The 13,657-nt window shown below is 66.3% G+C and carries 13 protein-coding genes; 8 read left to right on the top strand and 5 right to left on the bottom strand.

All coding sequences use genetic code 11. The annotated features are described in order from the left end of the window. The first annotated feature begins 77 nt into the window (after positions 1-77). The 6 genes from IGS68_RS09915 (at position 78) to IGS68_RS09940 (ending at position 6,044) form a co-directional block, all read left to right on the top strand. Positions 78-992, top strand: a complete 915-nt coding sequence (locus IGS68_RS09915) for a DMT family transporter (RefSeq protein ID WP_201079464.1) — start codon at positions 78-80, stop codon at positions 990-992. Positions 993-1,181: 189 nt separating this feature from the next. Next, positions 1,182-2,009: an NAD-dependent epimerase/dehydratase family protein gene (locus IGS68_RS09920; RefSeq protein ID WP_201079466.1), complete on the top strand. Its 828-nt coding sequence runs from the start codon at positions 1,182-1,184 to the stop codon at positions 2,007-2,009. A 42-nt stretch (positions 2,010-2,051) separates the two neighbouring features. Beyond that, positions 2,052-2,792, top strand: coding sequence for a FadR/GntR family transcriptional regulator (locus tag IGS68_RS09925; RefSeq protein WP_201079468.1), 741 nt, complete (start codon positions 2,052-2,054; stop codon positions 2,790-2,792). After that, the gene (glxR, locus tag IGS68_RS09930) at positions 2,789-3,676 is read left to right on the top strand and encodes a 2-hydroxy-3-oxopropionate reductase (RefSeq protein ID WP_201079470.1); all 888 of its coding nucleotides are present in this window, start codon (positions 2,789-2,791) and stop codon (positions 3,674-3,676) included. The genes IGS68_RS09925 and glxR overlap by 4 nt, the downstream gene beginning before the upstream one ends. A 52-nt stretch (positions 3,677-3,728) precedes the next feature. Then, positions 3,729-5,000, top strand: a complete 1,272-nt coding sequence (locus IGS68_RS09935; protein WP_201079473.1) for a glycerate kinase type-2 family protein — start codon at positions 3,729-3,731, stop codon at positions 4,998-5,000. 9 nt (positions 5,001-5,009) lie between these two features. Next, positions 5,010-6,044 (top strand): aldose epimerase family protein, encoded by a 1,035-nt coding sequence (locus tag IGS68_RS09940; RefSeq protein WP_201079475.1) that lies wholly within the window; start codon positions 5,010-5,012, stop codon positions 6,042-6,044. A 25-nt stretch (positions 6,045-6,069) separates the two neighbouring features. Here the strand turns inward: IGS68_RS09940 and IGS68_RS09945 are convergent, their stop codons facing one another. The 3 genes from IGS68_RS09945 to IGS68_RS09955 all read right to left on the bottom strand — a co-directional run bounded on the left by IGS68_RS09945 (position 6,070) and on the right by IGS68_RS09955 (position 9,256). Then, a complete protein-coding gene (locus IGS68_RS09945; RefSeq protein WP_201079477.1) occupies positions 6,070-7,071 on the bottom strand; it encodes an Rpn family recombination-promoting nuclease/putative transposase in 1,002 nt (333 codons plus the stop codon). A 129-nt stretch (positions 7,072-7,200) separates the two neighbouring features. Next, entirely contained in the window at positions 7,201-8,208 is a 1,008-nt protein-coding gene (locus IGS68_RS09950) for a calcium-binding protein (RefSeq protein WP_201079479.1), read from the bottom strand. Positions 8,209-8,329: 121 nt separating this feature from the next. Continuing rightward, positions 8,330-9,256 carry a LysR family transcriptional regulator gene (locus IGS68_RS09955; protein WP_201079481.1) on the bottom strand — a complete coding sequence of 309 codons (927 nt, stop codon included), beginning with the start codon at positions 9,254-9,256 and terminating at the stop codon, positions 8,330-8,332. 108 nt (positions 9,257-9,364) lie between these two features. Here IGS68_RS09955 and IGS68_RS09960 point away from each other — a divergent pair, with 108 nt between their 5' ends. Both IGS68_RS09960 and lysM read left to right on the top strand, forming a co-directional pair. Beyond that, entirely contained in the window at positions 9,365-10,378 is a 1,014-nt protein-coding gene (locus IGS68_RS09960; RefSeq protein WP_201079483.1) for a zinc-binding alcohol dehydrogenase family protein, read from the top strand. Between the two features lie 128 nt (positions 10,379-10,506). Beyond that, a complete protein-coding gene (lysM, locus tag IGS68_RS09965; RefSeq protein ID WP_201079485.1) occupies positions 10,507-10,971 on the top strand; it encodes a peptidoglycan-binding protein LysM in 465 nt (154 codons plus the stop codon). A gap of 85 nt (positions 10,972-11,056) precedes the next feature. Here lysM and IGS68_RS09970 read toward each other — a convergent pair whose 3' ends face one another. Both IGS68_RS09970 and IGS68_RS09975 read right to left on the bottom strand, forming a co-directional pair. Further along, positions 11,057-11,512: a YcbK family protein gene (locus IGS68_RS09970; protein WP_201079487.1), complete on the bottom strand. Its 456-nt coding sequence runs from the start codon at positions 11,510-11,512 to the stop codon at positions 11,057-11,059. Between the two features lie 312 nt (positions 11,513-11,824). After that, positions 11,825-13,219: a right-handed parallel beta-helix repeat-containing protein gene (locus tag IGS68_RS09975; RefSeq protein WP_201079489.1), complete on the bottom strand. Its 1,395-nt coding sequence runs from the start codon at positions 13,217-13,219 to the stop codon at positions 11,825-11,827. Positions 13,220-13,657 lie beyond the last annotated feature (438 nt).

A 13,657-nucleotide genomic window follows, 5' to 3' on the forward strand; every position in this document is an offset into this window, starting at 1 on the left:
CAGGGGCTATCTGCGCGTGGTACTTCCCCGCCCGCCGGGCTGCTCCTGCCCGGCATCGCGCAGAACGGACCACAGCAGTGACGCAAGCCCAGGCCCAGACGCTGGCCGATAACGCCCCGGTCGATGCCGCCGTCGCGCGCAGCCGCCGGCTCCAGGGCATCGGCCTCGCCGTCGCGGCGGTGACCTTGTTCTGTTTCCTCGACACGCTGGCCAAGCTGAGCAGCCGGCATGTGCCGACCGTGGAGGTCGTCTGGTTCCGCTACGCGATCCATTTCGTCCTGGCCATGGTGTTCCTGAACCCGTGGCGCTCCCGGTCGGCGTGGCGGACCAACCGGCCCTTCGCCCAGATCGGCCGCGCGGCCCTGCTGACGCTCTGCACCGGCCTCAACTTCATGGCGCTGCGCTATCTGCAACTGGTCGAGACGGTGACGATCCAGTTCCTGGGACCGCTGTTCATCGCCATCCTGTCCGTCCTGTTCCTCAAGGAAACGGTCGGGCCGAAGCGCTGGGCCGCCATCGCCGTCGGATTCGCCGGGATCCTGGTGGTGACCCGTCCCGGCGTCGCAGAAGTGCATTGGGCCGTGCTCCTGTCGCTGGCATCCGCCGCGACCAGCGCCGGGTACGTCATCATGACCCGGTCGCTGGCCCAGTCGGAATCGCCGGGCAGCATGCTGCTGGTCATGGCGGCCTTCCCGACGGTCGCCCTGCTGCCCTGGCTTTATGCCGCGTGGGTTCCGCCGCCGGATCTCGCGACTTGGGCGATGCTGGGCGGCGCCGGCTTCTTCGGTGCGGCAGGACACTTCCTCCTCATCCTCGCCCATCGTCATGTCCCGGCCTCCGTGCTGGCTCCCTTCACCTACGCGCAGATCATCGGCATGGTCACGCTGGGCTACCTCGTCTTCGGCCATGTCCCGTCGCCCTGGACCTTCGCCGGCGCCGCGATCATCATCGCTTCGGGCCTCTACCTGCTGGCGCAGGAACGCAAGGCCTGACCACGGGTTCGGAAAATTGGTCAGGCCACCCGGCCATTTAGCCGGTTGACGGCCGAAGCGCTTTGTCCGACACTCAACGGCATTCGAACGCCCGCGGGAGCAAGACGGGCCCGCCATCAGGGAGATGGAAATGCGGATGTCGTCATCGGACGCCTTCTCAAGCCACGCAGCCACGGAAAGCCGGCCGCAATGACGAAGATTGCCCTGTCGGGGGGTAGCGGCTCGATCGGGCGCGTTCTGCGTCCGGCCTTGCTGGCCCGGGGATTCGGTCTCCGCTCGGCCGGCGGATCCCGTCCGCTCGAGCCGATCTCGCCGGAGGAGGAGGTCTGCCACGGCGACCTTCGCGATCCGGCGGTGGTGGACCGGCTGCTCGCCGGCACCGACGTGCTGGTCCACATGGCCGGCACCAGCAACGAGAAGCCTCTGCCCGAACTCATCGAGAACAACCTACGGGCCCTGTACGAGGTCTACGAGGGTGCCCGCCGGCACGGCGTGCGGCGCATCGTCTTCGCCAGTTCTAACCACGCGACGGGCATGCATCCGGTCGAGGAGAAGCTGGAACTCGATTGCGACTACCGGCCCGACGGCTTCTACGGCCTCAGCAAGGTTTGGGGCGAAGCCATGACCCGGATGTACTGGGACAAGCACGGTATCGAGGGGATCAGCCTGCGGATCGGCTCCGCCGAGGAGCGGCCGACCCAGTTCCGCCATCTCAGCACCTGGCTGGGACACGAGGACATGATCGAACTGATCGTCCGCTGCGTCACGGCGCCGGACATCGGCTATCTCGCGGTCTGGGGCGTCTCGGCCAACACGCGTTCCTATTGGGACAATTCGGGCGCCGAGCGGCTTGGCTACCATCCCCGCCAGAACGCGGAGGACTACGCCGCCGAGATCCTGTCCAAGACCAACCCGCTCGACGCGGTCGGCCGGCGTTACCAGGGCGGCAGCCTCGCCCCGATGAACTATACTCCGCAGGACCGCCGGCCCCGCCCGTTGTCGGCCGACGACCGCTGACCGCCGGCCGGTATCGCCCGGCCGGACTCCGGAGGACCTTGCGTGCCCATCCAGACCGTAGAGACGCAGCGGCTGTACCAGCAGGTCGCCGGGCAACTCGGCGACCTGATCCGGCGGGGCGAATTCCCGCCGGGTCACCGGCTGCCCCCCGAACGCGACCTCGCGCGGCAGCTCGGCGTCAGCCGCCCGACGGTGCGCGAAGCCATGATCGCGCTGGAGATCGCCGGCCTCGTCGAGGTGCGGACCGGGTCCGGCGCCTATGTCCGCAAGGCCCCGCAGGAGGCATCGCCACCCTTCTCGGCGCCCGACATCGGCCCGAGCCCGTTCGACCTGATCGCCGCGCGCCTGCTGATCGAGCCGGAGATCGCTTCCGCCGCGGCCGCCTGCGCGACGCCGGACGATCTCGCCTCGATCGCGGAGGCGCTGGACCGGATGCGGGAAGGGGTCGATGTCGGCCAGGACGTCCGGCCCGCCGACCGCCTTTTCCATGCCCGGATCGCCAGGGCGACCGGCAACTCGGTGCTGGCGTCCATGGTCGACCGGCTGTGGCGCGAATCCGGCGAGCCGATCTTCGACGGGTTGAGCCGGCGCACCGGCCTGCCGGAGAACCATCGGACGTCGCTGGCGGAGCATGCCCGGATCCTCGACGCGCTGGGGCGCCGCGACGGTCCTGCCGCCCGCGACGCGATGCGCGAGCATCTGGCGGGGGTCGAGAGGATCATGCTGGCCGAGGACTGGCCCGCAACGGGCCCGCAACCGGATAACCAAGGAGAAGAGACATGAAGGTAGGTTTCATCGGGCTCGGCATCATGGGCCGCCCCATGGCGGGGCACATCCTGTCGGCCGGCCACGAGCTGACCGTGGTCAAGCACCGCTCGCCCATCCCGGACGAACTGGTCCAGGGCGGAGCCAAGGTGGTCGACACCCGCCGCGCGGTCGCCGAGGCGGCCGACGTCATCATCCTGATGGTCCCCGACACTCCCGACGTGGAGGAAACGCTGTTCGGCACCGACGGCGTCGCCTCGGGGCTTGCCGCCGGCAAGGTGGTGATCGACATGAGCTCGATCGCGCCCATGGCGACCAAGGACTTCGCCCGCCGGATCAACGAGCTGGGCTGCGACTACCTGGATGCGCCCGTGTCCGGCGGCGAGGTCGGGGCCAAGGCCGGCACGCTCACCATCATGGTCGGCGGCGAGCAGTCCGTGTTCGACAGGGTCAAGCCGCTGCTCGACCTGATGGGCAAGAACATCAACCTGGTCGGCGGCAACGGCGACGGGCAGACCACCAAGGTCGCCAACCAGATCATCGTGGCCCTGACCATCGAGGCGGTCGGCGAGGCGTTGCTGTTCGCCTCCAAGGCGGGAGCCGACCCGGCCAAGGTGCGGCAGGCCCTGATGGGCGGCTTCGCCAGTTCCAAGATCCTGGAAGTCCACGGCGAGCGGATGATCAAGCGGACCTTCGATCCGGGTTTCCGCATCGAGCTGCACCAGAAGGACCTCAACCTGGCGCTCCAGGGGGCCCGCGAACTGAAGGTGGCGTTGCCGAACACCGCGACCTGCCAGGAACTGTTCAACACCTGTTCGGCCAACGGCGGCGGGGCCTGGGATCATTCGGCACTGGTGCGGGCCCTCGAACTTATGGCAAACCACGAGATCGGCGCCAAGTAGAGCGCCCCAGAACGGCCCGAACGGGCGACACAGAGGGAAAGGAACACCCATCATGGCGACACGGCAGCGCGATCTGCTGAGGGCGATGTTCGATGCCGCGGTCGATGCGGCATTGCCGGAGAAGGTCGTGCCGCGGCATCTTCCGCCGCCGCCCAAGGGCCGCACCATCGTGCTGGGAGCCGGCAAGGCTTCCGCCGCCATGGCGAAGGCGGTCGAGGACCATTGGCCCGGACCCGTCGAAGGGCTGGTGATCACCCGTTACGGGCATGCCGTGCCGTGTCGTCATATCGAGATCGTTGAGGCGTCCCACCCCGTTCCCGACGCGGCAGGCCACGCCGCCGCCGCGCGCGTGCTGGAACTGGCGGAAGGGGCGGGGCCTGACGACCTGGTGCTGTTCCTGATCTCCGGCGGCGGGTCGGCCCTTCTGGCCCTGCCGGCTCCGGGCCTGACGCTGGAGGACAAGCAGGCCGTCAACAAGGCGCTGCTCGCCTCGGGCGCCGACATCGGGCAGATGAACGCGGTCCGCAAGCATCTCTCGGCGATCAAGGGCGGGCGGCTGGGCGCCGCGGCGCATCCCGCCAAGGTGGTCAGCCTGCTGATCTCCGACGTGCCCGGCGACGATCCCTCGGTCATCGCCTCCGGTCCCACGGTGCCGGACCCGTCCACGTTCGAGGATGCCCGGGCCGTGCTCCGGCGCTACAACATCACGCCCTCGGACGCGGTCCAGCGCCACCTGGACCGGGGCGAGGACGAGACGCCCAAGCCCGGCGACCCGCGCCTCGCCAATATCTCCAACGTGATGATCGCGACGCCGCAGTTCTCGCTCGAAGCCGCCGCCGAAGTGGCCCGCAAGGCCGGCGTGACCCCGCTGCTGCTGGGCGACGCGCTGGAAGGGGAAGCGACGGATGTCGGCAAGATCATGGCCGGCATCGCGCTCTCCGCCGCGACCCATGGCCACCCGTTGCCGGCGCCTTGCGTCCTGCTGTCGGGCGGCGAGACGACGGTGACTGTAAAGGGCGAAGGGAAGGGCGGGCGCAACGTCGAGTTCCTGCTTTCCACCGCCGTCGCCCTCAACGGCGCCAAGGGGATCTGGGGCATCGCCGGCGATACCGACGGCATCGACGGGGCGGAGGAGGTGGCCGGCGCCATCATCACTCCCGACACCCTGCGCCGGGCCGCCGAGCGCGGCATCAATGCGAAGGCGAAGCTGGCCGACAACGACGGCCACACCTTCTTCGAGGCGCTGGGCGACCAGGTCGTCACCGGGCCGACCCTGACCAACGTCAACGACTTCCGCGCGATCCTGATAGATCCGGCGGAGTAGGGGTTCGGCATGGCAAGGCAAGAGAAACGACCGTTCGGCGAGGGCGTCGACCTCCACACGCTGGCGAACGACAGCGGAATGGCGGTGGAGATCCTGACCTATGGCGGGGTCGTCAAGGCGCTTCACGTTCCGGACTCCGGGGGCAGCATCGCCAACGTCGTGCTGGGCTTCGACCGGCTGGAGGACTACGCCGCTCCCGGGCGTTATTTCGGAGCCATCGTCGGGCGCTACGCCAACCGGATCGCCAAGGGTCGGTTCACCCTCGACGGCGAGGATTTCACGCTCGCCGCCAACAACGGCCCCAACGCCCTGCATGGCGGCCCGGGCGGCTTCGACACCCGAATCTGGCGGGCCGAGCGTGCCGGTGACGGAACGCTCGCCCTGTCATACCGGAGCCCCGACGGGGAGGAGGGCTATCCCGGCACTCTCGACGTGACCGTCACCTACACGCTGGGCGACGACAACGCGCTGCGGATCGACTATCACGCGGTCACCGACCGGGCGACGGTGGTCAACCTGACCAACCACAGCTTCTTCAACCTGGCGGGCGAGGGCTCCGGCACCGTCGAGGGGCACGAGGTCTATCTCAACGCCTCGCACTACACGCCGGTGGACCCGACCTCGATCCCGACCGGCGCCGTCGAGCCGGTGGCGGGAACGCCGTTCGACTTCACCCGTCCGACCGCGATCGGCGCCCGCCTGCGCGACGGCCATCCGCAACTGGCGATCACCCGCGGCTACGATCACAACTATGTGCTGGACAAGTCCTCGCCCGGTGAGTTGACGCTCGCGGCCCGCGTTCGCGATCCGGGGTCCGGGCGGATGATGGAGGTGCTGACGACGGAACCCGGCGTCCAATTCTACAGCGGCAACTATCTTGACGGCACCCTGACCGGGGCCGCCGGAAAGCTATACCGCCAGGGCGACGCCCTGTGCCTGGAAACCCAGCATTTCCCTGATTCTCCCAACCAGCCCCATTTTCCGTCGACGCGCCTGGATCCCGGCAAAGCCTTCCGTTCGACCACGATCTACCGGTTCGCCTGACGGACGCGCCGCGGCATGGCTGCGGTCAGTTCGCCCTGGAAGGATGGAAGACCGCATCCAAGCTCGGCGCATCGAGAATGTTCTCCGCCCAGGCCGTCAATTCCTCGTCCGAAGCGGCACGAACCCTGTCCAGGGTCGCCCCGGATATCTCGCCGAACCGTCGCCGCAGCAGCCGCAGCAGGATCTCGGCCTTGCCCTCCGCCTTGCCCCGAACCATGCCTTCAGCGATCCCTTCAGCGATTCCTTCGGCTTTCAATTGCTCCGCTGCGATCGACATGATCCTTGCCTCCTGACCCGGTACGATTTCCCTCAGCACGTCCCGAAGCATCGCCGCCTCGACCTCATTGGGCTCGGAAAGAATGTATCGTAACAGGGCTATCAAGTCATCGGTGCTCAGGGCCGCCGCGGCGCGTCCGACCTTGATCAGGATCTGGCGCAAGTCGCCGCCCCGGCTGCCATGCTTCAGCAGAAGCAATCCGATCCGGAGCACCTTCTGCCGTGACAGGCCGGCGTCGTCGATCTTTCCGATGTCGGCAAGGGAGTAGCGGAAATCCAGGACATACGGCCGGATCGTCTCATCGACGGGATCGAGGCCTCCGGCGAAGGTGAGAGGCACGCCCCATTCCGCCGCGCCGTGATAGACCACGAGAGGGAACAGCAGCGGCAGCGGCCGCAGGCTGCCGTCCGATGCCTTTCCCTCCCGCTTGTCCCAGGATAGCCAACCCTGTGCCATGTAGCCCAGGAGCTGAAGTCCGATCCGCGGGTCCGGGTTGGACTTATGCTCGATCAGGACATAAAGATACGCTTCTCGGCCGTCCCGCAGGCGAACCCGGTAGAGCCGGTCCGTCCGGTATTCGCGGAGTTCCCGATCCACGAAGGAGCCAGGCACCAGAACCGGCTCGTCGGGACCCAGCAGCTTCGCGATTTCGGGCGGAAGCCGCTCCCGGAGCAGCGCTCCCGCCGCGCCGGGCTGCTCGAGCAGCCGTTTGAAGAACTGGTCGTGACGGCGGATCAGGCGGGAGCGCATGGCGGGAAGCAACCTGGCGGAGGAGTGCGTGCGCATGCCATCGCACGAACCCGTCGGCTGGACCAACCGGTACCCTGCCTGTCGGGCCGCGTCAAATCCGCCGATGCCCGTTCCGTCTCGTCCGGGGTCTCATGCCCAATCGTAATCGGCCATGGTTTCCCTCGGCAGGCCGACGGCGTCCACGTCGAGCGTGTGGACGACCGTTCCGTCTGGCATCCGGGTGGTGAAGACCGTATGGCCGTTCTTCTCGACCCAGGTCGTCTTCAGATCGACCCCATGCGTCCCGGTGAAGAACGCGGAAGCGATGCGGTCGCCTTCGGCGGCCTTGAAGCCGACGATCCTGTCATGACCCATCCCCTGAAGAGAGCCGTTCCAGCTCATCAGGAACAGGTCGGCCCCGCCGCCCCCCTGGAAGGTCTCGCTGCCCGAGCCGCCCTCGAACAGGTCGGCATGCCGGCCGCCGGTCACCGTCGCATCGCCGGCTCCGCCATGAAAGTCCAGCCGGGTACCCTCGGAGACGGTAAAGGTCTCGATCCCGTCGAACGTGCCGGCAGCTTCGAAGGCCCAGCCGTCGCCGTCCTGGAACCACAGGCTGCCGCCGGATCCTTCGTCGTCCAGGTCGATGGCGATGCGCGCCGGCGCGGTCGCGGTCGATCCGGTGTAGGGATCCACGAGCACCCGGGCGTCGTCCGCGACGACATGCAGGGTGTCGCGACCCGTCCCGCCGGAGAAGCGGGAGGATGTCTCCCGGACCGTGCCGTGCTCCTCGAGCACCAGGACGTCGTTGCCGCTACCGCCGAACAGGTCGTTGGTACCTTCGCCGCCGACCAGGCGGTCGTTGCCGGCACCACCGAAGAGCTGGTCGAACCCGGCGCCACCGGAGAGGTAATCGTTGCCCGCGTCGCCGTGGAGGACATCCGAACCATCACCGCCGAAGAGGGCGTCGATGCCGTCGCCTCCCCGCAGCGTATCGTTGCCGGCCCCGCCGTCGAGCTTGTCGTCACCGGTACCTCCGGACAAGGTGTCGTTGCCGCCCTGTCCGTTCAGATAGTCGTTGCCGGCCTCGCCGCGGAGCGTGTCCGCCCAGCGGGTTCCATACAGGACATCGCGTACCGAGGTGCCGATCCGGGTCGTCATCGTGGGGTCCCTTGAGGAATGAAGGTCGAGAAGGAGGGGAGCGCACTAACCACGCCATTCGGGTTGGTTAATAACACGTTAGCGTGTGAAATGAGAATTAACCCTTTAGTAAGTATTGTCCCTATCCTTCGGCGGTGCTCGCAGCGTCCCAACAGGGTATCGGCTGCCCGAAGCGTTTCCCCAGGAAATCGATGAACAGCCTGACCCGGACCGGCAGCAGCCGCACGTTGGGATAGACCGCCCAGATCGCGCTGTCGCCCGCCAGCGGATAATCTCCGAGGATCGGCACCAGCCGCCCGTCGCGCAGCAGGTCGGCGACATCCCAGGTCGACTTGATGGCGATACCGATACCCGCGGCGGCGGCGTCCTTGATCACCTCGCCATGGTTGCTCTCCAGCGGGCCGGAGACGCGCACCGCGACCTCGCCTCCCGATCCCCCGGCACCCTCGAAGCGCCACAGGCGCTGGTCGCCGAGGACGAGGCAGGCATGCCCCTCCAGGTCCGCCGGCGTGGCGGGAGTGCCGTACTCGGCCAGATAGGCCGGCGCGGCGCAGACGACGCGGCGGTTGGTCACCAGCCGCTTCGCCACCAGCGTGCTGTCGGGCAGGGTGCCGATCCTGATGGCGACGTCGATTCCCTGGGCCACTATATCGACCACATGGTCCATCAGGTGCATCCGGACCCTCAGCCTGGGATGGGCCTTCAGGAACTCGGGCAGGACCGGCGAGATGTACTGGCGACCGAAGGAGGCGGGGGCGGTGACCGACAGCATCCCGGCGGGCGACTGCGCCCCCGTCACCGCGTCCCGGGCCTCTTCGGCATCCGTCAGGATCTTCTGCGCATAAGCCAGGAAGACTCGGCCGTCCTCGTTCAGGGCCACCTTCCGCGTGGTCCGGTGGAACAGCCGGGCCCCGATCTCCCGCTCGATCGCCTGGAGGCGTTGGCTGGCCGACGCCGGCGCAAGGCCGATCTCCCGCCCGGCCGCGCTGATGTTGCCGAGCGTCGCGGTGCGGACAAAGAGCGTCAGGTCGGAAAGGCTGAGGTTCATTGTTCGATAAGGCCGAATAGTCAATTCGGATTCAAGCCAATTATATGTCCAGCACCGGTGATCCATCTTAGGGGGCAGATTGCCAGTTTCATGAAGGAGGATCAGCCAGTGAAAGCCGTCGGCTACAGCGAAAGCCTGCCCGTCACCGATGAGCGCTCCCTGTTCGATTTCGAGGCGCCCCGGCCGGAGCCGGGGTCGCGTGACCTGCTGGTTCGGATCGAGGCGGTCTCGGTCAACCCGGTCGATACCAAGGTCCGCATGCGCCGTGCCGGAACGCCCGAACAGCCTGTGATCCTGGGATGGGACGCCGCCGGCGTCGTGGAAGCGGTCGGACGCGAAGTAACGCTCTTCAAGCCCGACGACGAGGTTTTCTATGCGGGCAGCATCACCCGCCCGGGCAGCAATGCCGAATACGGGTTGGTGGACGAGCGGATCGTCGGCCGCAAGCCCCGGAGCCTGTCCTTCACCCAGGCGGCCGCATTGCCGCTGACGGCCATCACCGCGTGGGAATGCCTGTTCGACCGGTTCCGCATTCCGGTCGGCAAGGCGCCGACCGACGACGCCATCCTGATCATCGGGGCGGCCGGGGGAGTCGGGTCGATCGCGGTGCAACTCGCCCGCAGGCTTACCAACCTGACCATCATCGGCACGGCTTCCCGGCCGGAAACCCGGGACTGGGTGACGGCCTCGGGCGCGCATCACGTGATCGACCATTCAAGGCCGCTGTCGGAGGAACTGGCGAGGATCGGGCACCCGACCGTTCGCTACGTCCTGTCCCTCACGCACACCGACAGGCACTGGGCGGAAATCGTCAAGGTGCTGGCTCCCCAGGGCGAGATCACCCTGATCGACGATCCCGCGTCCCTGGACGTCATGCAGATCAAGGGCAAGGCGGGGACGCTCCATATCGAGCTGATGTTCGTCCGCGCCATGCACGAGACGCCCGACATGATCCAGCAGCACAAGCTGCTCGACGAGGTTTCCGCCCTGGTGGACGAGGGGCTGATCCGCACCACCCTCGGCCAGGAATTCGGCAAGATCGATGCCGCGAACCTGCGCAAGGCCCATGCGGCACTGGAGAGCGGCCGCTCGATCGGCAAGATCGTCCTGACCGGCTTTTGACTCGACGCGATCCGGCCCTCGACGCAACCGTGGGGCCGACCGGGTGTTTGTTGTCCGGTTCAAGGGCGGGCCGCTTCGACGGCCCGCCCCGTTTCCGCACCCGGTCCACCCCCTTTGAGGAGAACACCATGGGCTTCTTCGATTTTGTCAAGGACGCGGGCCGCAAGCTGGGTATCGGCAGCGACGCCCCGACACCCGACGATCTGCGCGCCGAAGTCACCAAGCTCGGCTTTGAGGCCAAGGATTTCACGGTCGACGTAAAGGACGACACCGTCACCGTTTCTGGTACCGCCCCGTCCCAGGAGCAGCGCGAGAAGATCGTCCTGGCGCTGGGGAACGTGCACGGCGTCGCCAAGGTCGAGGATCGCCTGACGGTGTCCCAGGCCGACGCTCCTGCCGCCGCCACTCCGGCGGCCACCAACGCTGCACCGGAGTCCCGCTTCTATACGGTGAAGAAGGGCGACTCGCTTTCGAAGATTGCGAAGGAACTCTACGGCGATCCCAACAAGTATCCGGCGATCTTCGAGGCCAACCGACCGATGCTGGAGGATCCGGACAAGATCTATCCGGGCCAGATGCTGCGTATTCCCTGAGCGATCCACCGCGCGGCGGACGCGGAGCGCCGGCGGCCCGGGCCGCCGGCGCTCCCTCCGTCGTCTCGTGATGCGCGGGAGCGCCTCAGCGCCCGTTCCATTGCCGGACGTCGCCGGTATCGACGTGGATGAAGCCCGACCTGGGATAATAGCCGACGCCGCCCTTGCCGAGCGCGAGGGCCGCCTTCCGCATGTTGCGGAGGCTCACGCCGGGAAGCGTGATGTCGACCGCCTGGCCGACCATGTGATAGCTGTGCGACGCGGTCCGGACGCCATGTCGGCGCAGGGCCGCGTTGGTCGCGGGCGTGCGGTAACCGGACAGGATCTCGAAAGGCTTGCCGGCCTCCACGCTGTTCGCGACATTGAACAGGATGTCGAGCAGGGCGGGATCTATCGGGGTCGTCGCGTCGGTGCGCCAGTCGCGAAGGACCCAGTTGATCTTGTCCAGCGCGTCGACGCGGTAGAACCCGTCCTCGAAATAGATTTCCTTGAAGAATTCGCCGGTCTGGCGATGGTAAAGGTGAAGCTGTCTGTCCTTCACGGGAGCGACCGCGGCAGCGGCTGGTTTGATCGCTGAGAGGAATGCTGCGGAAACCCCCGCCGCCAGCAGCGATCGCCTCGACACCGCCCCAGATTTACCGCGAAAATGCATAAAACCAGCCCCATTATGGTTAATATCGTCACGCAAGCAATGCCCATGACTGGAAATTGTTTCGGCGTCAACCCAAAAAATTTACCGATAATTAACCAAGCTAGAGACCATTTTGGCACAATTCCGCACAGGCTCTCTTCCGGGTGGGCATAACCGGAAGAGAGCCTCGAATTCCCCGAAAGAGAGGGGTGTGGACTATCCTTACAGCAGCCAGTCCGCGGTCGCGGAGCTACCCTGGACGGCGGCTGCGAGTTCCGCGTGCGGCGCATCCTCGACCGCATGCCACCCGGTGAGGATCACGGCGGCATCGTCGGTCGCGGCGTCGCCGGCCTTCTCGGCTGGCAGTCCGAAGAACAGGTAGCCGTCCGTCGGCGCGGCGCCGTCCGGCAGGTCAGTCCCGTCAAGGCTGCCGTCGCGGATCGGGCTATAGATCACGGACTCGTCGCCCACGACGATCTGGATGTCCGGCAGGTCTCCGCCGTCCTGGATGTGGAAGCTCTCCGGCAGATCTTCCCGGGCGATCGCGATCACGTCGGGGGCCGCATCGTTCGGAGCCTCGGCGGCATGGGCGGCGTGGGCGGTATCTGCGGCACCGGCGGCGGATTTGGCCGAAGCCCAGACGCCCTTTTGCCCCGAAGCGGCCGCCGTGTTGCCGCTGACTTCCAGGCCTGTGCCGTTGCCCGTGTTCACCTGCACCAGCTTGGAGCTTTCGAAGGAGTTGCCCTCGATGGAAATGTCCTTGGAGTAGATGGGGCTCGGGTGCGACGCCTTGCTGCGATCCACCCAGATCGCGGCCTTCTGTCCGTTGTCGGGGTCGAGATAGTTGTCGCCGATATGGCTGTCCCGCGCGCCGGAGACGAGGATCGCGGCCTTGCCCACGTCCGAGACCTCGTTCCCGACGACCGTCAGGTTCTTGGCCTCATAGCTGCGCGCGTTCGGCCACATCCATTTGGCCGTCGTCCAGCCGCCGACGCTGATGCCCGCGCCCTTGGAGTCCCAGACGGTGTTGTCCTCGATCGTGACGTTGGACGAGCCGCCCTTGACGCCGAGACCGGAGGGACCGTCGCTTCCCGACACGTCGTTTCCGGCGATGCGCGAGTTGTTGACCGCGACGAAATCGATCCCCTCCTCGCCGGAGCCGGAGATGTCGTTGTTCAGCACCTTGACATTGTACGCCTGGGAAACCTTGACCCCGTCCAGCCCCGAGCTGTGGATCTTGTTGTCCTGGATGGTCAGGTCGCGGATCGGATCGTTGAACCCGCGGCCGGACATGCCGAAATGGACGGCGTTGGATCCGGACGGCCCGTCGATCTCGAAGCCCTTGATCGTGATGCCCTCGACCCCGAAGCCGCTGATCGCCGCACCTTTCTGCGAGGCCGCCTTGATCGTCGCCTCATGCTTTCCGTCGGCCGAGATCAGCGAAATGTCGTCTTTGCGGACGCGAACGTTTTCGACATAGGTGCCCGCCTTGACCATGATGTCGGTACCGCCCGAAGCGCGGTCGATTGCGGCCTGTATAGTCTTCAGAGGAGCTGAAGAGCTGCCGGAGTTTGAGTTGCTTCCGGAATTGGAAACCCAGATCTGACGATCGCCCATTTCAATGCCACTCTTTGATTGTGCGTTACAGTCCGGGATTCCCTTGAGTAAAGTGGGTTTTACTCACTGATTGTGGATTTGATCCGGATCTGGTGCAGCGAATTGATGATTTGTACTTGTCCGTACAGCGAACGGACCGGAAATTACATGCAAACGATCCACGCGGGGGAGCAAAAAAGGCGTCTGCTGTTCCGACAAAAGCCGGTACGAAGTTGTGACACGGATCCGACCCGGCTGTGATCGTTTTCAGGTCACAAGTTCTGAATATCTGTTAATAGACTTTGTGATTGCCGGTCCAAAGGCGCAGGAAAATGCCCGTAACACCAGCAACTATCCGGGATTTCACGTGCATCGGAATTGGTTTCGAAATCGGAGTATTTCCCCGATATCGATCAATAATCCAGATTCATTGATCGGTCGGACTTGACGGTAACGGTC

The organism is Skermanella sp. TT6 (assembly GCF_016653635.2).
In the GTDB taxonomy this organism is placed as follows: Bacteria; Pseudomonadota; Alphaproteobacteria; order Azospirillales; family Azospirillaceae; genus Skermanella; species Skermanella cutis.